This window comes from Streptomyces sp. SP18CS02 (genome assembly GCF_036322365.1).
Lineage (GTDB): Bacteria > Actinomycetota > Actinomycetes > Streptomycetales > Streptomycetaceae > Streptomyces.
On sequence record NZ_JAQYXC010000091.1, the window covers coordinates 1 to 19,791 of the forward strand.

At 71.6% G+C, this 19,791-nt stretch carries 15 protein-coding genes, 2 tRNA genes and 1 pseudogene; 8 read left to right on the top strand and 10 right to left on the bottom strand.

The window, feature by feature from the left end:
• Positions 1-63: 63 nt before the first annotated feature.
• Positions 64-137, bottom strand: a tRNA-Pro gene (locus PUR26_RS00590).
• Between the two features lie 725 nt (positions 138-862).
• Between PUR26_RS00590 and PUR26_RS00595 the strand changes: the two genes are divergently transcribed.
• Entirely contained in the window at positions 863-1,450 is a 588-nt protein-coding gene (locus PUR26_RS00595) for a DUF309 domain-containing protein (protein ID WP_329868140.1), read from the top strand.
• Here the strand turns inward: PUR26_RS00595 and PUR26_RS00600 are convergent.
• Complete coding sequence (locus tag PUR26_RS00600; protein ID WP_329868141.1) at positions 1,440-2,675, bottom strand: cytochrome P450; 1,236 nt, start codon at positions 2,673-2,675, stop codon at positions 1,440-1,442. The two genes, PUR26_RS00595 and PUR26_RS00600, sit on opposite strands and share 11 nt — an antisense overlap.
• Positions 2,676-2,896: 221 nt before the next feature.
• Positions 2,897-3,514, bottom strand: coding sequence for a TetR/AcrR family transcriptional regulator (locus tag PUR26_RS00605; RefSeq protein WP_329868143.1), 618 nt, complete (start codon positions 3,512-3,514; stop codon positions 2,897-2,899).
• A gap of 156 nt (positions 3,515-3,670) precedes the next feature.
• Between PUR26_RS00605 and PUR26_RS00610 the strand changes: the two genes are divergently transcribed.
• A complete protein-coding gene (locus PUR26_RS00610; protein ID WP_329868145.1) occupies positions 3,671-4,663 on the top strand; it encodes a phosphatase PAP2 family protein in 993 nt (330 codons plus the stop codon).
• On the top strand, positions 4,660-5,553 hold the full coding sequence (locus tag PUR26_RS00615) for a DMT family transporter (RefSeq protein WP_329868147.1): 894 nt from the start codon (positions 4,660-4,662) through the stop codon (positions 5,551-5,553). Before PUR26_RS00610 ends, PUR26_RS00615 begins: the two co-directional genes overlap by 4 nt.
• Here PUR26_RS00615 and PUR26_RS00620 read toward each other — a convergent pair.
• Entirely contained in the window at positions 5,543-5,908 is a 366-nt protein-coding gene (locus tag PUR26_RS00620; protein WP_329868149.1) for a DUF488 domain-containing protein, read from the bottom strand. The two genes, PUR26_RS00615 and PUR26_RS00620, sit on opposite strands and share 11 nt — an antisense overlap.
• 126 nt (positions 5,909-6,034) lie before the next feature.
• Positions 6,035-6,355, bottom strand: a complete 321-nt coding sequence (locus tag PUR26_RS00625; protein WP_329868151.1) for a bifunctional 3-phenylpropionate/cinnamic acid dioxygenase ferredoxin subunit — start codon at positions 6,353-6,355, stop codon at positions 6,035-6,037.
• Positions 6,356-6,513: 158 nt separating this feature from the next.
• Here PUR26_RS00625 and PUR26_RS00630 point away from each other — a divergent pair, with 158 nt between their 5' ends.
• From PUR26_RS00630 to PUR26_RS00645, 4 genes are all read left to right on the top strand, one after another.
• Positions 6,514-7,329 carry an IclR family transcriptional regulator gene (locus tag PUR26_RS00630; protein ID WP_443076916.1) on the top strand — a complete coding sequence of 272 codons (816 nt, stop codon included), beginning with the start codon at positions 6,514-6,516 and terminating at the stop codon, positions 7,327-7,329.
• Positions 7,330-7,681: 352 nt separating this feature from the next.
• Positions 7,682-10,135, top strand: a complete 2,454-nt coding sequence (locus tag PUR26_RS00635) for a GcvT family protein (RefSeq protein WP_329868153.1) — start codon at positions 7,682-7,684, stop codon at positions 10,133-10,135.
• A gap of 74 nt (positions 10,136-10,209) precedes the next feature.
• Positions 10,210-11,364 carry an N-methyl-L-tryptophan oxidase gene (gene solA, locus PUR26_RS00640; RefSeq protein WP_329868155.1) on the top strand — a complete coding sequence of 385 codons (1,155 nt, stop codon included), beginning with the start codon at positions 10,210-10,212 and terminating at the stop codon, positions 11,362-11,364.
• 10 nt (positions 11,365-11,374) lie between these two features.
• On the top strand, positions 11,375-12,505 hold the full coding sequence (locus PUR26_RS00645; RefSeq protein ID WP_329868157.1) for an aromatic ring-hydroxylating oxygenase subunit alpha: 1,131 nt from the start codon (positions 11,375-11,377) through the stop codon (positions 12,503-12,505).
• 93 nt (positions 12,506-12,598) lie between these two features.
• On the opposite strand, the gene PUR26_RS00650 is transcribed toward PUR26_RS00645, so the two are convergent.
• Both PUR26_RS00650 and PUR26_RS00655 read right to left on the bottom strand, forming a co-directional pair.
• A complete protein-coding gene (locus PUR26_RS00650; RefSeq protein WP_329868159.1) occupies positions 12,599-13,954 on the bottom strand; it encodes a carbohydrate-binding protein in 1,356 nt (451 codons plus the stop codon).
• Positions 13,955-14,232: 278 nt separating this feature from the next.
• Positions 14,233-15,105, bottom strand: coding sequence for an aldo/keto reductase (locus PUR26_RS00655; protein ID WP_329868161.1), 873 nt, complete (start codon positions 15,103-15,105; stop codon positions 14,233-14,235).
• Between PUR26_RS00655 and PUR26_RS00660 the strand changes: the two are divergent.
• Positions 15,037-15,520 (top strand): annotated as a pseudogene (locus PUR26_RS00660) (MmyB family transcriptional regulator); the annotation flags it as partial. The gene PUR26_RS00655 and the pseudogene PUR26_RS00660 overlap by 69 nt on opposite strands.
• 484 nt (positions 15,521-16,004) lie before the next feature.
• On the opposite strand, the gene PUR26_RS00665 reads toward PUR26_RS00660, so the two are convergent.
• From PUR26_RS00665 to PUR26_RS00675, 3 genes are all read right to left on the bottom strand, one after another.
• The gene (locus PUR26_RS00665) at positions 16,005-16,571 is read right to left on the bottom strand and encodes a dihydrofolate reductase family protein (protein WP_329868163.1); all 567 of its coding nucleotides are present in this window, start codon (positions 16,569-16,571) and stop codon (positions 16,005-16,007) included.
• 1,494 nt (positions 16,572-18,065) lie between these two features.
• Positions 18,066-18,662: a hypothetical protein gene (locus tag PUR26_RS00670; protein ID WP_329868165.1), complete on the bottom strand. Its 597-nt coding sequence runs from the start codon at positions 18,660-18,662 to the stop codon at positions 18,066-18,068.
• A gap of 1,056 nt (positions 18,663-19,718) precedes the next feature.
• Positions 19,719-19,791: transfer RNA gene (locus PUR26_RS00675), tRNA-Pro, on the bottom strand.

Below are 19,791 nucleotides of genomic sequence, written 5' to 3' on the forward strand. Positions count from 1 at the left end.
AAACGATCAAGGGGCCGTTTCAGATCACTCTGAAACGGCCCCTTGATCCGCGACTCTCACGAGTCGGGACGACAGGATTTGAACCTGCGACCCCTTGACCCCCAGTCAAGTGCGCTACCAAGCTGCGCCACGTCCCGATGCGTCCCGGCCCCGGCTTCCGCCGCGGTGAGCGCGCAAGAGAACATTACCTCACTCCTCGGCCGGGTCCGACTCCCGGGCCCGCAGCGCGCGGGTCGCCTCGGCGTCCGCGCCGCACGCCGCGGCCAGGTCTGCCGCGCGGGAAGGTTCGGCCGGGAGCGCGGCGCCACACCGAGGTCGTAGCAGGCCGGTGCACCGGCGAGGGCGGGCCGCAGCAGCCGGCGGACGACGCGGCAGGGAGCGGAGGTGACGGAGGTGACGGCCGTGCGGCCGATCGCGATCCGGGCGGTGCGCCGGCCATCGGCGGTGTCGTGCGCCGCGGAGAGCGGGGCGGTCCTGCCGAGGCCCGCTCCGCCCTGGGGGATCGGCGGGGCACCGGTGGCGGGTGCGCACAGCGCCGGCGCGCGCGGGTGACGGCCGGGAACCGGGCCCACGCCGCGACAGCGGTACGGACAGCCGGTGTTGCGGACGGTGACGGCAGCATCGCCCCCACTTCCCACGAGCCCCCCACGAGCCCCCGACAAGGTCCCGACTGGGTCCCGACGAGATCGCTGCGAGTTGCCATGGAACGCTACGGCGTCGCCGCGCATCGCTGCGACATCATCGCGGGGCCGCGACGTGCCCACGGCATTCCTCCACAACGTTCCGCTCCGGCCGGCCGGCCGCGGTCCCGGGTGGCCGACACCGTTCGGACAGTCCCCGCCCGACGGGTGACAATTGCGGCGTGAACACGACGCGAAGGGACCGGGACACGGAGGGACGCGCGCGCAACGCGCGCCCCCGGGACGGGCTGGGGCGCCCCCTGCCGTACGGCGAGGCCGGTGTGGACAGACAGCCGGAGGGGGTGGAGCGAGCTCCTGAGGAGAGTCTGCGGGAGGCTCAGCGTCTGTTGGACGCCGGGCTGCCGTTCCATGCGCATGAGGTTCTCGAGGACGCCTGGAAGTCCTGCCCGCGACCCGAGCGGGAGCTGTGGCGGGGCCTCGCCCAGCTCGCGGTGGGGCTCACGCACGCGGCGCGCGGCAACGCGGCGGGCGGTGCGCGGCTGCTGCTGCGGGGCGCGGACCGGATCGGGCCCTACGCCGGGCCGGGCGGACGGGCTCCGTACGGCGTCGATGTCGCCGGTCTCGTGGCGTGGGCCCGCGGGCTGGCCGACCGGGTGGGCGGTGCGGGCGCGACCGGTCCGGCCGGCGAGCCGGCGGCCGCCGCGGGCGGGAAGGCCGCCGCGCGCGGGGCCGCGGACACCGGGGCGGCGGACACCGGTGGGGTGGTGGACCCGGTGGCGGAGGCGCCCCGGCTCACGCTCACCAGATGAGGCGCAGGGCCTGCGGCGAGCGGTGGATCAGCGTCGGCCGCATCACCACGTCCTGCCCTGGGGCCAGCCGCAGATCCGGGAACCTGCGGAGGAACAGCTCCACCGTGATCCTCAGCTGCTCCCGGGCGAGCCGGGAGCCCGGGCAGCCGTGGGCGCCGTGCCCGAAGGCGACATGCCGCACCGGCGGCCGCTTGATGTCGAACGCGTCGGCGCGCGCGTAGCGGTTCTCGTCGCGGTTGGCGGAGCCGTATGCCACGAACACGGTGGCTCCGGCGGGGAGTTCGGTCCCGGCGAGCGTGACCGGGCGCGTGGTGGTCCGGCGGAAGCCCTGGAGGGCGGTGTCGTAACGGGCCGCCTCCTCGATCGCGGCGGGTATCAGATCGGGTTTCGCGCGCAGCAGCTCCCACTGGGAGCGGTGGCGGAGCAGATGGAACAGGGTGGTGCCGATGAGGGCGGTGGTGGTGAGGTGCCCGGCGATCAGGAAGTTCTGGAGGGTGGAGACGAGTTCGTGCCGCTGGTCGAGGGTGAGCTCGCCGGTGCCGGGGGCCAGCGCGGCGACGAACGCCGAGCACAGGTCGTCGCGAGGGGTGTCGCGCCGGGCCCGCGCGTAGGTGTCCAGCAGCCGCTGGAGGGCGACGACGTCCTCTGCCGCGGCGACCTGGTCCGCTTCGCTCATCGGCCGGAAGAGCAGTTCCTCCGCGCGGTGGCTGCCGTGCACCGCCGGTTCCACGTCCTTGGGGTCGAGCCCCAGGAGGCGGCCGATGACCATGGCCGGCAGCTTGGCCGCGTAGGCGCTCATCAGCTCCGTACCGCCGTCCGCCGCGAAGCCGTCGACCAGCGCTTCGGCGCGTTCGGCCGCGTACGGCACGAGCGCGGCGACGCGGGCGGCGGACAGGCCGCTGTTGAGCGGGGCGCGGTGGCGCCGGTGGGCCGCGCCGTCGGTGGAGACGACGGTCGGCCGTGCGCCGAATCCCTGGGCCAGCACCGCGAGCGCGGTGGGCGAGGGGATGACGTCGGGACGCAGGGCGTGGGCGGACGAGAAGTCGTCCGCCCGTAACAGCACCTCGCGCACGTCGGCGTCGCGGGCCACCAGCCAGGCGTCCAGTTCGGGTACGAACGTGAGGCCCCTGGTGCGCCGGGCGCGCGAGTAGAGCGGATAGGGGTCGCGCTGGAGCGCGTCGAGCGGGCCGTGCGATGTGCTGGTGCCATGGCCAGTGGAGTCCACGCGGCGCCTCCTGGGCGGAAGGATGCGGGCACGGTGCCGTCCGGCCATGGTGCCCGAGCGCCGCTGCGCCGGGAAGGGTGACGTGGTGCGCCTCGGGGCAATCCACGTGTCCCGAGGGGCATCCGGGCCGGTCCGAGGCTGCTGCGCCGGGGACGTCCGGCCCGGTCCGAGGCTGCTGCGCCGGGGGCGTCCGGCCCGGTCCGGTGCTGGGGAGCTCCGGGTCAGACGGGCCGGTCCGGTGCTCCGATGCCGAGGGCCGGGAAGATCACCGCTTCGAGGAAGGCCGGCAGCGCTCCCCGGTCACGGAAGCGGTCCTCGAAGAGTCGCTCGATGCGCAGGACTCCCATGAAGCAGGGGGCGACGAAGGCGACGGCCGGGTTGTCCGCGTCGATCTCGCCGCGTTCGATGCCGCGTCCGAGGATCGCGTCGAGTGCGGCGACCTCGGGGTTGATGACGGTCTCGCGCAGGGACTCGCGCAGGTCGGGGTGCTGGATGTACGCCTGGCCGACCGCTTCCATCAGCGCGGTGTCGCGGCCGCGGCGCCCGTCGGCGGCCTCGGCGGCCGCGCGCAGGTCGCCCGCCAGCGAACCGGTGTCGATGTCGGTGAACAGTGCGCACCGGCTCTTGGCGAGTGCCGCGGTCACCAGGTGCGACTTGGTCTTCCACTGGCGGTAGAGGGTCGCCTTGCCGCACTTCGTACGGGCCGCGACGCCCTCCATGGTCACCGAGTCGTAGCCGCCCTCCCTGAGCAGGTCGAGGACGGCTTCGTAGAGCTCCAGCTCACGCTCGGGCGTGATCTTGCTCCGGCGCGCGGCGGCCGTGGCGGCCTGCGTCGACATCGGTTCCTCCCCGTTCTTCGGGCAGCGGTTCCTGCACGTACGAGAGTAGGCCCCGCTCAATCGAGACGCAAACGTATCGAGACGCTTGCGTCTCGATGAAATCGGATCTAGGCTTCCACCGTTTGCTTCCGATTCATGGGTAAAAGGGGCCGGAGAATGGCTGCCGGGATACGTCCTGAGGGACCGGAGACGACCGATACCCGACGGCCGCCCCTGGTACGCGAGTTGCTGCTGGTGACCGCACTCTTCGTCATGTACAAACTGGGCAGGCGGTTCGCGAACGGGCACGAGGCCCGCGCCTTCGACAACGCCGACCGCGTCTGGGACCTGGAACGCGCGGTACGCCTGCCCGGCGAGGGCCTGGTACAGGACCTGCTGATGCACAACGGGTCGGCGGTCCACCTCGCCAACCTCTATTACGCCGGGGTCCACTTCCCCGCCACCGTCGCCTTCCTCGCCTGGCTGTACTGGCGCCGGCCCGCGCACTACCTCTGGTCACGCCGGGTGCTCGCGCTGCTGACGGCCTCCGCGCTCGCCCTGCATCTGCTGGTGCCGCTCGCGCCGCCGCGGATGCTGGCGGCGGCGGGCCTGGTCGACACCGCGCAGGTCTACGGGCCCTCCGTGTACGGGGCGACACCGGAGACCGACACCATGGCCAACCAGTTCGCCGCCATGCCGTCGCTCCACTTCGGCTGGGCACTGATGGTCGCCGTCGGACTGATCGCCGCCACCCGGAGCCGGTGGCGCACGCTGTGGCTGCTGCATCCGCTGATCACCCTGCTGGTGGTCGTGGGCACCGCCAACCACTACTGGCTGGACGCGCTGGTGGCCACCGCGCTGCTCGGTGCCGCCCTCGCCGTCGTACGGGCGCCGGTGGCACCGGCCGACGAGCTCCCCGCCGGCCACCGCGCCGCCGGCCCGTCCGTGCTCCTGGCCGGTCCGCCCCGGATCGGGGCGCTGCCGCACGAGGCCCCGCTGCCGACCGCGCTCCCCCGCGGCGCCGCCCGCCGGGCCCACGCCCCGCGGACCGGCCCCTCCCGGGCCGGCACCCCTCGGGACGACACCCCGGGCGCCGGGTCGCTCCGGGCCGGATCCCCGCACCCGGAGGCCCCTCGGGCCGGATCCCTTCGTCTGGAGGCCTCCCGATGAGGGCCACCCTCTTCGCGGTACTGCTCTCGCTCGCCTCCGCCGCCGGGTACGCCCTGGCCGCGGTGGCCCAGTCACGGCTGGCGGCGGGCTCCCCCGGGCCCGGCGCCCTTCGCGCCCTGCTTGCCCGGCCGCTGTGGTGGTGGGCGGTGGGCCTGAACGCGGCGGGCGCGCTCACCCACGTGGCGGCGCTGCACTACGGCCCGCTCACCCTGGTCCAGCCGCTCGGCGCGCTGACCCTGGTCGCGGCGCTGCCCGTGGCCGCCGCCTACGAGCGCCGGCGGGTGACCCGCTCGGAGTGGCGGGGCGCGCTGTGGACGCTGACGGGACTGGTCGCCCTGGTCGCGATGACCGGCCCGGCGACCCCGGGCGACGCGCTCGACCTGCCGGAGGCCCTCGCGGTGGCCGCGGCGACCGCGCTGCTGATCGCCGCCCTGGTCGGTCGCAACGGGACGGCGGTACGGGGCCGGGGGCTCGGCCACGCGACGGCGTCGGGCATCGCGTCCGGCGTGGCCTCGGCGCTCACCCAGACGGTCACCGCCTCGGTGGCACGGGAACTGCCCGGCGGGCCCATGACCGGGTGGCAGACGGCGCTGCTCGCCCTGCTGGTTTCGGTGTTCGCCACGGGCGGGCTGCTGCTCTCGCAGGCCGCCTTCCGGGGCGGTCTCGCCGCGCCGCTCGCCGTTGTGAACCTGGCCAATCCGGCGGCCGCCGCCGTCATCGGTGTGGCCCTTCTGGGCGAGACGTTCCGCGCGGGGCCGGTCGGCTGGCTGGTCGCCGCGGCCGGGGCCGCGACGGCGGCCCGGGGCGTGATCCTGCTGACGTCCGGTCACCCCGCTCCCGCGCCCGCGCCGCGCGTACCCGAACCGGACGCGGACCCGGTCACGGCCTGAGCAGCTCCCGCAGGACGGAGGCGTGGCTGCGGTCCGGCTCCTTGGAGGCCGTCAGCAGCGTGAGCGGCCCCGTGCGGGACAGCTCCCGCAGCCGGTCGAGCGCCTCGGCCGCCTCCGGGAGGGTGAGCTCGGCCTCGTACCTCCGCCGGAACTGCTCGTACGTGCCCTCACCCGCGTGGAACCAGCGCCGCAGTTCCGTCGAGGGGGTGAGGGACTTGGGCCACTCGTCGACGTGCGCGTCCGCCTTGGACAGACCCCGCGGCCAGAGCCGGTCGACGAGGACCCGGGCCCCGTCGTCGGGGAGGACGGGGTCGTAGACGCGCCGGACCCTCGGGGCGGAGGAGTCTTTCGTCATGGTCCCAGGCTATTGCTCACGCGGTGCGCGTCCCCGGCCGCCCCGCCGGTGTCGCGCATCCGGCACCCGGGCGTCCGGGGAGCGGCGTACGCCCCGGCGGGCGCGGCACCTCAAGCGGTCAGGTCCTCACGCAGCGGTGCCCTCCCGGGCGGCCGGATCCACATGGACGATCCCGTCGATCACGGTCACCCGGTGGGTGCGGACGGGGCGGCGGGCGGGCGGGCAGGACGGCTGACCGGTACGGAGATCGAATGCCGCGGCGTGCAGCGGGCATTCGATCAGACGGCCCTCCAGCCATCCCTCGGAGAGGGAAGCGTCCTGATGGGTGCAGGTGTCGTCGATGGCGTACAGCTCGCCGCCGGCGTTGAACACCGCGATCGGCGGAGTGGTGCCGACACGGACGGATTCGCCCGCGGGGAGGTCTTCGAGGCGGCAGACGGGAATCACGGGCCCCCCTCTCGGTCCAGGACGTGTCGATACCATGACGTTTCGTATGGCGCATGAGGGAGCGTTGTGCGCAACAGAATCCGGTCGGGACGCCCGCCGCGTCAAGGGCTTCCCGAAGATGCGGCTCGAACGGGCCGTCAGGTGGTGGGAGTCGAGCTATGGCCCGCAATCGGACAGCGGCTGACCGGACCGGGGAGACCGGGCGGACGCCCAAGGGCGCGGCCGGCGCCATCCAGTCCGTGGATCGCGCGGTGAGCGTGCTGGAGATCCTCGCCCGGCACGGCGAGGCCGGAGTCACCGACATCGCGGAGGAGCTGGACGTGCACAAGTCCACGGCGTTCCGGCTGCTCGGGGTGCTGGAGAACCGGGGCCTGGTCGCACAGACCCAGGATCGCGGCAAGTACTTCCTGGGTGCCGGGGTGCTGCGCCTCGCGGGGGCGGCGGCGGTCCGGCTGGACATCTCCCAGGAGGGCGCGCCGGTCTGCCGGGAGCTCGCGGACGAACTGGGCGAGACGGTCAACATCGCGGTGCTGGACGACGACGCGGCGGTCAACGTCATGCAGGCGCGTGGCTCCGCGTCGGTCACCGCGCAGAACTGGCTGGGCCGGCGGACACCGCTGCACGCCACCTCCAGCGGCAAGGTGCTGCTGGCCCATCTTCCGGCGGCCCTGCGGGAGGGTCTGCTGGCGCGTTCCCTGCCGAGGTTCACCGAGCACACGGTGACCGGCCCGGGGATGTTGCGCAGTGAGCTGGAGGCCGTCCACGAGCGGGGGTTCGCCATCGCCTCGCAGGAGCTGGAGATCGGCCTGAACGCGGTCGCGGCGCCGGCCCGGTCGCACGACGGCAAGGTGATCGGCGCGATCAGCGTGTCGGGACCGGCCTACCGGCTGGAACCGGACCGGCTGCCCGAGCTCGCCCGGCGGACGGTGGCCGCGGCCGAGGAGCTGTCCCGCCGCATGGGGTACGGCCGCTGACGGCCCGGAAGGCCGCCGCAACAGGCCGGAATCAGCGTTGTACGGCACGCGGGGGCAGGGAAGCCTGGCCCCCGCGTGGGCATGCGCGAGCACCGTTCCGGGGGGCCGAGCGCCGTTCCGGGCCTCGGGCGCCGGCGGGGGGCGTGGGGGCGCTGCGGGAGCGGACGCCGCTCGGCCGGCGGGAGCCCGGTCCTCTTGACGGCCGCTCGCCGCCGTTCCCACTATGTTCCCCAGCACGCAACTCACCGTGGAGTACGCAACATCGCGAGGAGCGTCCGGCCGCCCCGCCCCGGCAGGGACCGCGCCCGCCCCGCTTCCCCGCACGCCGTCCCCGCCCGACTCAAGGAGGGGCATGTCCCGTACGTCCGCACACCGCCCCCGTGTGGTGGTCATCGGTGCCGGCGTCGTCGGCTGCTCCCTCGCCGACGAGCTCACGGCCCGTGGCTGGACCGATGTGACCGTCCTGGAGCAGGGCCCGCTGCCCGCCCCCGGCGGCTCCACCTCGCACGCCCCGGGCCTGGTCTTCCGGACCAGCCCGTCGAGGACGCTCAGCGGGTTCGCCGGCTACACCATCGAGAAGTTCTCCTCCCTCCGCGTCGACGGCCTGTCCTGCTTCAACCCCGTCGGGGGCCTCGAACTGGCCACCACCGAGGAGCGCTGGACGGAACTGCACCGCAGGTCCGGGTATGCCGCCTCCTGGGGGATCCGCGGGGAGCTGGTGTCCGCCCGGCGGTGCAAGGAACTGTGGCCGCTCCTCGACGAGAGCCGGGTGATCGGCGGGTTCCTCACTCCCGACGACGGGCTGGCCCGCGCGCTCCTCGCCTGCCGGGCACAGCGGATCCGGGCCGAGCGGCGCGGGGCCCGCTTCCTCGACCGCCACACCGTCACCGGTGTCGAGCGCGAGGACGGCCGGGTCACCGGCGTCGTCACCGACCGCGGCACGTTCCGGGCCGACCATGTCGTGTCCGCGGCCGGCTTCTGGGGCCCGGTGATCGGCCGGATGGCCGGTGTGGACGTGCCGCTGCTGCCGCTGGCCCACCAGTACGCCACGACCCTGCCCCTGCCGGAGCTGTCCGGTGTCAACGACCCGCGCACGGAGGCGTCCCGGCCGATCCTGCGCTTCCAGGACCGGGACCTGTACTTCCGTGAGCACACCGACCGGATCGGCATCGGAAGCTACGCCCACCGGCCGCTGCCCGTCGACCCGTTCACCGTGCGCGCGTACGACGACGACCCGCTCATGCCGTCCTCGTACCCCTTCACCGCGGAGGACTTCGCGCCCAGCTGGGAGGAGTGCCGCCGGCTGCTCCCCGCGCTCGGCCGCACGGAGATCGACGAGGGGTTCAACGGCGTGTTCTCGTTCACCCCCGACGGGATGCCGCTGCTCGGCGAGTCACGTGCCCTGCGGGGCTTCTGGCTCGCCGAGGCCCTCTGGGTCACGCACTCGGCGGGGGCGGCCAGGGCGGTCGCGGAGTGGATGGTGGAGGGCCGGCCCTCCGTCGATGTGCACGAGTGCGACCTGTCCCGCTTCGAGGGCGCCCAGCGCTCCCCCGCGTACGTCTCGGACCGCGGCGCCCAGCAGTTCGTCGAGGTCTACGACATCATCCACCCGCTCCAGCCGATGGAGCGGCCGCGGCCGCTGCGGGTGAGCCCCTTCCACTCCCGTCAGCGGGAACTGGGCGCGTACTTCCTGGAGGGCGGAGGGTGGGAGCGCCCGCACTGGTACGAGGCCAACGCCCCGCTCTCCGACGCCCTCCACCTTCCGGAGCGGGACTCCTGGTCGGCCCGCCACTGGTCCCCGATAGCCGCCGCCGAGGCGCTGGCGACCCGCGAGAGGGTCGCCCTCTACGACATGACGCCACTGCGCCGGCTGGAGGTCTCGGGGCCCGGCGCGCTCGCCTTCCTCCAGCGGATGACCACGAACGACGTCTCGAGGAAGCCCGGGGCGGTCACCTACACACTGCTGCTCGACGGAACGGGCGGCATCCGCTCCGACCTCACGGTGGCCCGTCTGGCCGAGGACCGGTTCCAGATCGGCGCCAGCAGCCCGGCCGACGAGGACTGGCTGCTGCGGCACGCGCCGGACGACGTCCGCGTCCGTGACATCACCGCGGGTACCTGCTGTGTCGGGGTGTGGGGGCCGCTCGCCCGGGACCTCGTCCAGCCGCTGACCCGTGACGACTTCTCCCACCAGGGGTTCGGGTACTTCCGCGCCCGGCGGACCTTCGTGGGCCATGTGCCCGTGACGGCGCTGCGCCTGAGTTACGTCGGTGAGCTCGGCTGGGAGCTGTACACCAGCGCCGACCTGGGGCTGCGCCTGTGGGACACCCTCTGGGAGGCCGGTCGGGCGCTCGGCGTCATCGCCGCCGGCCGGTCCGCCTTCGACAGTCTGCGCCTGGAGAAGGGATACCGTTCCTGGGGCGCCGACATGACCGACGAGCACACGCCGTACGAGGCGGGTCTCGGCTTCGCCGTCCGCCCGGACAAGGGCGACTTCATGGGCCGCGACGCGCTGCGCGCCCGCCAGGAGGCGGGCGGACCGGCGCGCAGACTGACCGCGCTGCTGCTGGACGACCCGGCCTCGGTCGTCCTCGGCAAGGAACCGGTGTACGTCGACGGCGTGCCCGCCGGGTACGTCACCAGCGCCGCCTACGGCTACTCGCTCGGCCGCTGTGTCGCGTACGCCTGGCTGCCGCCGCTGGTGGCGGGCACGGCGGCGCACGTCGAGTACCTCGGTCAGAAGGTCCCGGCGACCGTCGCGGACGAGCCGCTGTTCGACCCCGGAATGCGTCGTATCCGCTGCTAGGCCGTGTCCGTCCCGTCCCGCCTGGTCCGCGACTCGACTCCCTGGGGAGCGTCCGCTCCCCGGAAAGGCCTCGAATGTCACCCACCTATGACGTCATCGTGATCGGTCTCGGCGGTATGGGCAGTGCCGCCGTCCACCACCTGTCGTCACGCGGCGCCCGTGTACTGGGCCTGGAGAAGTTCGGCCCGGTCCACAGCAGGGGCTCCAGCCACGGCGGTTCGCGCATCACCCGCCAGTCGTACTTCGAGGATCCCGCGTACGTGCCGCTGCTGCTGCGCGCCTACGAGCTGTACGAGCGGCTGGAGCACGACACCGGCCGGGACATCGCCACGCTGTGCGGCGGGTTGATGCTGGGGCGTCCCGCCTCCCGTACCGTCTCGGGCTCCCTGCGGTCCGCCGAGCGGTGGGACCTGCCGCACGAGGTGCTCGACGCCAAGGAGATCCGGCGCCGTTTCCCCACCTTCACCCCCGATGACGACGAGGTGGCGCTGTATGAGGCCCGGGCCGGTCTGCTCCGGCCCGAGAACACGGTCGCGGCCCAGCTCCAGCTCGCCACCCGGGCCGGCGCCGATCTGCACTTCGAGGAGCCGCTGCTGCGCTGGGAGCCGTATCGCGACGGGGTGCGGGTGCACACGGCCGAGAACTCCTACACCGCGGGCCAGTTGGTGATCTGCCCGGGGGCGTGGGCGCCGCGGCTGCTGGCCGACCTCGGGGTGCCGTTCACCATCGAACGGCAGGTCATGCACTGGTTCCAGCCCGAGGGCGGCACCGGGCCGTTCCTGCCGGATGTGCACCCGATCTACATCCGGGAGGACGCGGACGGCGTCCAGATCTACGGGTTCCCCGCGATCGACGGGCCGGAGCGGGGCGCCAAGGTGGCGTTCTTCCGCAAGGGCACCGTCTGCACCCCGGAGACCATCGACCGCACCGTGCACCCCCACGAGGTGGAGGCGATGGCGGAGCAGGCCGGCCGGCTGCTCCCGGCGCTCCCCGGCCGCTTCCTCAAGGCCGCCACCTGCATGTACTCGAACACACCGGACGAGCACTTCGTGATCGCCCGCCACCCGCGCCACCCCGGTTCGGTCACGGTCGCGTGCGGGTTCTCCGGGCACGGCTTCAAGTTCGTGCCGGTCGTCGGCGAGATCGTCGCGGACCTCGCGCTGACCGGCGGCACCGGGTACCCCATCGACCTGTTCGACCCCCGGCGCCCCGGCGCCGCTCCCGCCTGAGGAGGCCGCCGTGACGACGATCCCCGACCCGCCCAGCCTGATCGCGACCCTGCCCGGCTCCTTCTACACCGACCCGGAGATCTTCCGCCGGGAGCAGGAGCGGCTCTTCGAGTCGATGTGGTTCTGCGCCGTGCGCTGCTCCGACCTCGACGGGCCGGGCGCCTTCCGTACCGTGCGGGTCGGCCGTGAGAGCGTCCTCGTCGTCCGCGACCGGGGCGGGCGGCTGCGCGCGTTCCTCAACGTCTGCCGGCACCGGGGGGCGCGGCTGTGCCTGGAGGAGTCGGGCGAGGTGCGGCGATCGCTGCAGTGCCCGTACCACGCGTGGACCTACGACCTGGACGGCAGGCTCATCGCCGCGCCCCATCTGGGGCGGATGCCCGACATCGACCGTACCGCCCAGGGCCTGGTCCCGGTGGAGCTGCGCGAGTGGCTCGGTTACGCCTGGCTGTGCCTGGCCGACGAGCCGCCGTCCTTCGAGGAGACGGTGGTGGGCGCGGCAGTGGAGCGGCTCGGGGACGCCGCCGCCATCGAGCGCTACCGGGTCGAGGACCTGGCACTCGGCAGACGCGTCACCTACGACGTGAAGGCCAACTGGAAACTGATCGTCGAGAACTTCATGGAGTGCTACCACTGCGGGACGATCCATCCGGAACTCGTCGATGTCCTGCCCGAGTTCGCGACCGGCTACGCGGCGCAGTACTACGTCGGGCACGGCGCCGCCTTCGGTGAGGACGTCAAGGGGTTCACGGTCGACGGGAGCGAGGGCTTCGCCAGGCTGCCGGAGGTGGGCGAGGACCAGGACCGCCGCTACTACGCGGTCACCGTGAAGCCCACGGTCTTCGTCAACCTCGTCCCCGACCACGTGATCCTGCACCGGATGTTCCCGCTCGCCGAGGACCGCACGGTCGTGGAGTGCGACTGGCTCTACGCGCCGGACGTCGTGGAGTCCGGGGCGGACCTGACGAAGTCCGTGGAGCTGTTCCACCGGGTCAACGTCCAGGACTTCGAGGCGTGCGAGCGCACCCAGCCCTCGATGGCCTCCCGCGCCTATCGCTCGGGCGGCGTCCTGGTGCCGACCGAGCACCACATCTCCCACTTCCACACCTGGCTGACCGGGCGGCTGGGAGGTTCCGGCACCTGAGCCCGGTGGGTGCGGGCCACTGCTCCCGGTGGGTGCGGGCGAGGGCCCGGGACCGGTGCCCCGGGCCCCGCTCCGTACTGCGCCGGCCGGCGGTCAGATCCTCTGCCACAGTGCCGGGACGTTCGGGGGCTGCCACCCCTGCTGCGCCTGGTGCGGCTGGAGGCAACGGTACGTGGAGCCGTCGTAGCCGACCTGGTCGCCGACGCGGTACACCTTGCCGAGGGTCCAGGTGGCCCCCGCGTCGTCCGCTTCACCGGGGTCGGTGGTGGTGGTCTTCAGGGTGAGTCCGTACTCCTCCAGCACCGGGTTGACCGGCTGGTGGAAGGTCGTGCCGCCGCTCGTGCAGTCGCCCGAGCCGCCCGAGGTGACGCCCTGCGCCTGGCTTCCCGCGACGTACGGGCCGCCCGAGTCGCCCGGCTCGGCGCACACCGTGGTGCGGGTCAGGCCGTTCACCGTGCCCTCCAGGTAGGAGACGCTGGTGTTGTGCTGTTCGATGGTGCCGCAGTGCCATCCGGTGGTGGAGCCCGAGCGGCAGATCGACGCGCCGACCAGGGCCTCGGTCGAGCCGGTGACCTGGAGGTTCTGACCGTTCTGGCCGTTGACGTACGGGGTGGCGGTCCAGTCGGTGTTGGTGGCGACCCAGGAGTGGTCGCTGCCCGGGAAGGTGGACGCCTGGAAGGTGCCCTGGGCGATCCGGTTGAAGCCGCTGGTGGCGGTGCCCGCGGTCCCGCAGTGCCCGGCGGTGACGAAGCCCTGCTGCGTACCGGTGGTGACCGCGAAACCCACCGAACAGCGTCCCGTGCCGATGTAGAACGCGTCGCCGCCCCGGATGTCGTACAGCGGGCGCGGGCGCTCCGTCGAGGTCCGGACGCGCACGAGCCCGCGATCGACGCCGGTGGCGGTGATGAACGCCTCCGCCGCCGACCGCTTGGCCGCCTGGAGCGTCACGGTGTTGGTGCGGACGTCGACGTACCAGACGGGCGCGTCCAGGCTCCGGGAACGTACCGCCGCGCGGTCGAGCGACGACTTGGCCGACTCCAGTTCCGTGAGCCCGTAGCGCACGACCTCGGCCTCGGCCCCGGCGGCCTCGATCACCCGGACGTCCGCCGGGTCGGTCGTGGCCACGGTGACCGTGGCGGAGAGCGCGCCCTTGACCCACGCGCCCGCGAAGTCCCGGCCCAGCGCGTTCTGCAGCCGGCCCGCGACGGCTCCCGCCTCCGCCTCGTTCGCCAGCCGCTTCTCGGCCTGCGCCTGGGTGATGCCCAGGTCGCGTTCCATGGCGCGCAGCAGTGCCGGGGCCGGTCTGTCGGCACCGAGGGTCTCGGCGGCCGAGGGGGCCGACGGCGCGGGCGGCTCGGTCGCGGCCGCGCCGGGAGCCGCGGTGAGGGCGAGCGCGCCGACGACGGTCAGCGCGGCGCACCCGGCTCTGGCGTGTCTGTGGAGCTTCAACGTTTCTCCTTCGGTGGTCGGCGGGAAAACGCCGGAACCGTAGGTGTTGCCGGAAGCTCGTCGGAAGATGTCAGCCGTCGCGCCGTTCGGGCCATGGGAGACGCGCAGGCCAGCCAAGCGGCGTAACCCGCGCGGCCACGTGCTTGCCGGAGCAGTTCCGGGCGGCCGTGTCGGCCCGGGTCCCGCGCGGAGCCGTCGTTCCGTCCCGCGTATCGGGCTGCGGAAGGGGCGTACCGCCGACGCCTCGGCCGTACGCCCCTGGGGGTGGCGGGTTCGGGTCAGGAGTCCAGGCGGCGTCCTGCGAGCCAGGTGACCATCTCGGGGTCGTGGTGGTCGAAGAACAGGGAGCTGCCGGTGTCGAGGGTGGCGATCTGGGCCATCTGCTCGTCGGTGAGCTCGAAGTCGAAGACGTCGATGTTCTCGGTCATGCGCTCGGCGCGGACGGACTTGGGGATGGCGACGACGCCGCGCTGGGTGAGCCAGCGCAGAACGACCTGGGCGACGGACTTGCCGTGCTGCTCGCCGGTCCCGGCGCGCAGCGGATGGGTGAACAGGTCGTTCTTGCCTTCGGCGAACCCGCCCCATGACTGGATCTGCACGCCGTGCTCGCGCATGAGGTCCCGGAAGTCGGCGCGCTGGAAGAAGGGGTGGGTCTCGATCTGGTTGACCTGCGGGGTGATCTCGTTGTTGATGATCAGGTCGAGCAGACGGTCGGGGTGGAAGTTGGCGACGCCGATCGCCTTCGTCAGGCCCTCGCTGTTGAGGGTCTCCATGGCGCGCCACTGGCCGTAGACGTCGCCGAAGGGCTGGTGCACCAGGTACAGGTCGAGGTGGTCCAGGCCCAGCTTGGTCAGGGACGTCTCGAACGCGCGGCGGGTGTTGTCCTGGGCGGGGGCGTCCTGGACCCACAGCTTGGTGGTGACGAACAGGTCCTCGCGAGGGATGCCGCTGGACTTGACGGCGCGGCCGACGGCTTCTTCGTTGCCGTAGGCGGCGGCGGTGTCCAGCAGGCGGTAGCCGGTGGCCAGGGCCTCGGAGACGGCGCGCTCGGTGTCCTCGGCGGGGATCTGGTAGACACCGAAGACATGCTGGCCTGGAACCCCGGCGGCCTCGCCCTGTACGCGGGCCTGGAGGACTGGCCGGCCAAACACCGCAACCTGGCCCGCTACCTCTTCCTCCACCCGGCCTCGCGGAACCTTTTCCCGGACCGGGACCGCCAGATCACCGCCTGCGTCGCCCGGCACCGCTCCCGACGCCCCGGACCTGGCCGACCTCGTCGGCGAGCTGCTTCTCAAGAGCCCGGACTTCGCGGGCCTGTGGGAACGCTACGAAGTGACCGGTCGCAAGCCCGCCCGCAAGACGTTCCACCACTCCCGGGTCGGGACGATCACCCTGACCTCGCAGTCGCTGCAGGTGGAAGGCCCCCCCGGCCGGCGCATCGGCGTCTGCACGGCCGAACCGGGCAGCGCCGACCACGATGCCCTGCTTCTGCTCGACATGACTGCACCGCGGTCTGTGGGACGCTATGTGTCCGCCCTGCGGCACGTCGCCGACCAACGGCCGTAAGCCGCCGCGCTCCCGGCCGCCGGGGTGGAAATGCCACGGGTCCGAGACAACACCGCAGCGCCACGACGTGAGACGACCCACGGACCGCTGGTCACAGACCTGCCTCGGGTCATGGGCCGTGAGATCCCACAAGTCGTGCGGGTTCTCGACGACCGCGCCATGTTCTCAGCGGCGACTGCATTCCCGGACCGCGCAGGGCCCGGAGCTATACGTGCGGTCGGGATTCCTCAATCGTTCGGGTGAGGACGGCCTGCTACTGGGTTCATCGGAGCGGGAAGCGGGATCGTGGTGGGACAGGGCCTCACCCCGACTGGGGATGCGCCATGGAAAGTCCTGCCGCGACGGTCGGCCTGCGACTACCAGGTGGCAAGGTTGCGGAAAGTCTCCCGTGGACAGCGGTGTCGCCGATCCACTGAGGCCTGCGACTCCATGGAGATCGTTCCGCCGGCACATGACCGTGAGACCAGCGCGTGGGCGCTGCTGCTCAGCGCCTCGTCTCGTACCTGGTCAGGACCACGCCGCCGGGAAACGTCCGTGTCTCCACCAGGTTCAGGTCCACCCAGCTGTCCAGCGCGGTGAAGAACGGCGTGCCGCTACCCACCAGGACCGGATAGGCGGCGATCGCATACTCGTCGATCAGCCCGGCACGCATGGCCGCCCCGGCGAGCGTTGCGCCGCCGATGTTCATGGGGCCGCCGTCCTCGGCCTTGAGCCGGGTGATCTCGGCGATCGCGTCGCCGGTGACCAGGCGGGTGTTCCAGTCGACCTTGTCGATCGTCGAGGAGAACACCACCTTCGGCGTGTCCCGCCAGTTCCGCGCGAACTCGATCTCCGCCGGGGTGGCGTCGGGCCGCTGGTCGCCGGTCGGCCAGTAGGAGCTCATCGTCTCCCACAGCTTGCGCCCGTACAGCGACAGGCCGCACTCCCGCTCGTGGTCGAGCCACCACTGGAACAGCTCGTCGCTCGGCGGTCCGCTCCAGCCGATGTCGTCGCCGACCGCGGTGATGTAGCCGTCCAGGGTCAGGTTCATGCCGTAGATCAGTTTCCGCATGGCCCAGCCTTCCGTTCGCGGGCGTCCGGCGTATAGACCGGCGCGGCGCGGGAAACTCATCGGTGCGCCATCCGGGCTCGCCGGGAGCCCTCGTGCTCGGGGCTCGGCGTGGTGTACCCGGCCGACTCGGACAGGTCACCTGATCTCGACCTCGACCTCGCGAGGAAATGCCACGGAGGCGAGACCGATCATGGGTGACAAGGCCATGAGACGGCCGAGAACGCCAAGGTCACGCAAGACCGACCTGTCACGAGCGGAGAGACCCCATGTGTCGGTGGGTACCAGCCCGGACACCCGCCCGCGAACGGGCACGGCAGCGTACGGTCGCCTGCCGGGGCCGACGGGGCTGCTCGGAGGGAAGCCCGCCTCTAGCCGCGCCTCCGTTCCGGCCGTCGGGAACACTCCGGCCGCAGCGGCCGTGCCGCCGCCAGGCCGACCGGCTACCTCTTCCAGCCTCGGCCCTGAAGCCTCACGGTGCTCGACCGTGCCTGGCAGTCACTTCTCGCCAGACGCCGGCACCGGCTGGCGCTCGACGCGGAGCAGCCCCGAGAGAACGGCGAGTCCGCGCGCCGTCCCCCGCATGGGGCCGCTGATCCCGTGGGCCGGGCGCTGCGTTCCCCGCGGAGGGGGAGCAGGCACTCTCCCGGAGGGCTGGCCGAAGAGGGGCGGCGGAGCCAACGGGTGCGGACGGAGGCTTGCGTCCGCCGGTGAAGGCCACGGTGTGACGTCGGTCGGTTATTGGCAGTGCTCGGCGACGATCAGGTCGGTCTTCCCCGCGTGGGGTGCGACGCTCGCCGGCCGCCTCCGGAGCGTCGCTGCCCCGCTCATGCGGCGTCAGTGATGGTCCAGGGCCAGGATCAGGGGCGTGCACTGGTTGAGGGCTGTGCTTCTTTGAGGAGCAGGGACCGTGCCGTCGGAGCGCCAACGACCATGGTCAGTGTTGAAGGTGCCCCTCCCTCATCCCGCATTGCTGCGCTGCCCCTCAGGCCAGCCGGGGGTGTTTTATCGCGTGAAGCATATTGGATCACCATTGCGTTTCGGCTACAGGCCAGTGTTGCCGAGGATCCTGGATCCAGGGAGCCTGTTGCCGTGGTGAGCCCGTACGGTCCTCCGGTATAGCGAAGCCCGCCTTCGGATGAACTCTGTGGCCATTGCCCTGTCACGTGCAATGAGGAGCTCTGCGGATCCGCCTCGGAGACAGCGATGAGACCGCATGAGCCGCCCTGAACGTATGCAATGATCCGGAATTTCCCCTTGCGGACCTCGCCCACGGCATGCGGCTTCTCCTTACCGCCTGTGTCGATTTCTGCAAATGCGTCACCATCGACATTGAGGGGAGGAAGACTCGTCAGCGGCGTGAAGCCGGCGGGGATATTCTGGGTGGGAGAGGTGTCGGTGCTGCACCCTGCGCTTAAGGAAAGAAGGGTGACCCCGACAGCCAGTGCTTGCAGTTTCCGGGCCATGGGGCCACTCCTTCAGTAGGTCAGACTCTTGCTACTTCAGATGCTGATTGAAGCACACACCTACCGGCTTGTAGGCGTAGACGTTCCCCAGAGGGGTGCCGAAACGATCGAACGCCGTTCCCTGGTACTGCTCGAAAAGAGGGTACGCCTGGACAGTGCCGAACTTTCCTGCGGGGACCTCATAGCGGGTCTCGTTCTTCACGGTATAGGTTTTCGTCACATCCCAACCCATTCCGGCTGAAATGAACTTCAGGTCGATACTTGCTTCCTTTTTCGTGGTTGCGGCGACGCTCTTTTCCACCGTCATTACCAGAGTGGTCTTACCTCTGCCACTCGTCTGCTGGATCAGGGTGGTGCCACACTGCTGCCCCTGGTACTTGACGTTCTTCACCGTGGGAACAAGCGTGTCCCGAAAGGCCGCCTTGATTCCGGGAAGTGTGGGCCCGGCGTAGTCGGCATTCAGCTTCACAACCGTTTCGGGTCCCGGCGTGAAAAATTCCTCCACGGTAATCACTTCGTCGCCCCCCTCCCCGCGGGGCGACGAAGGAGCGGCCGCCGAAGCACCGGAACCCAGCATGACGAACGCGAGTGCACCGGCTAAAACCCCGGCTCTGGATATACGCTTCACAACTCTCCCCCTTATTCCTTCCTGCGCCACACGAAACCCGGCGGCGAGTGATCATCACGCTAAACGGGGACGGCGTACGACGTCAACACATTACGGAATCCCTGAGCTTTCTCTGAGCAAAGGCGAAAAAGCATCTGCCCGGCTCGCTGTCAATCAGCATTCACGCCGACTGGTGACTGATGGCCGAAATCCCAAGAAAAGGGCGGGGAACCTGTTTTTACCCGGAGCGGCTTGCACGAGTGTCACTTGCCCGCCGGCGCCGTCTGTTGATGTCACTCATGGGTATCCAAGGACGCCCGGCAGGCAGCTTGCGCTTGACGCGGTCCTGGTCGCTGCCGTCGGTCTCCTGCTCACCGCACTGCGCAACGGGCCGCTCGATCCTGTCGACCCCTATAACTACGACGAGTTGCGCAGGGAGGTCGATCGGGCCAGGAAAGCCTGGCACAAGGCTCTATTGGAGGGCACACCCCTTCCTACGGACCGCCGCCGACCCCGGCGCAGCGGGAGAACGCTTTGCGGCGGCGGACCGTAGGGCAGAGTGCCGCAGGATGAAGCACAGCACGGCAGCAGACGGTGCAGAGCCAGTACGGCACAGCCGGAACCGACCAGCCCCCGTCCACTCTTCGGCCACGGCCGCCCGGGTTTCGCTCACCCTGATCGCAGTGCCCCTGCTCCGCGCCCAAGCCGCATGCGTCCGAGACCAGACTTCGGTCAGCCGTCCGGCAGAACTCCGCCCGCAGGTTCAGAACGCCCCGAGTGACCACCTCGGGGGGCTGACCCCATCACGGAGCCGTCACTCCTGTTCGCCTTGGCGGACTTCCACGCTGGGCAGGTACCGGGGCTGGGGCGAGATCGTCCTCCTCGCCGCATGCACGGCCGCGCCGCATCGGCATGGGATGCTGCGCGCGCCACGGTCCCCGCCGAGCCCGATCATGGCAGCCCGCTGACGCGGTCAAGGCGACTTGGCCCCCAACCGGCCCCTGACCAGCCCCAAAACGATCAAGGGGCCGTTTCAGATCACTCTGAAACGGCCCCTTGATCCGCGACTCTCACGAGTCGGGACGACAGGATTTGAACCTGCGACCCCTTGACCCCCAGTCAAGTGCGCTACCAAGCTGCGCCACGTCCC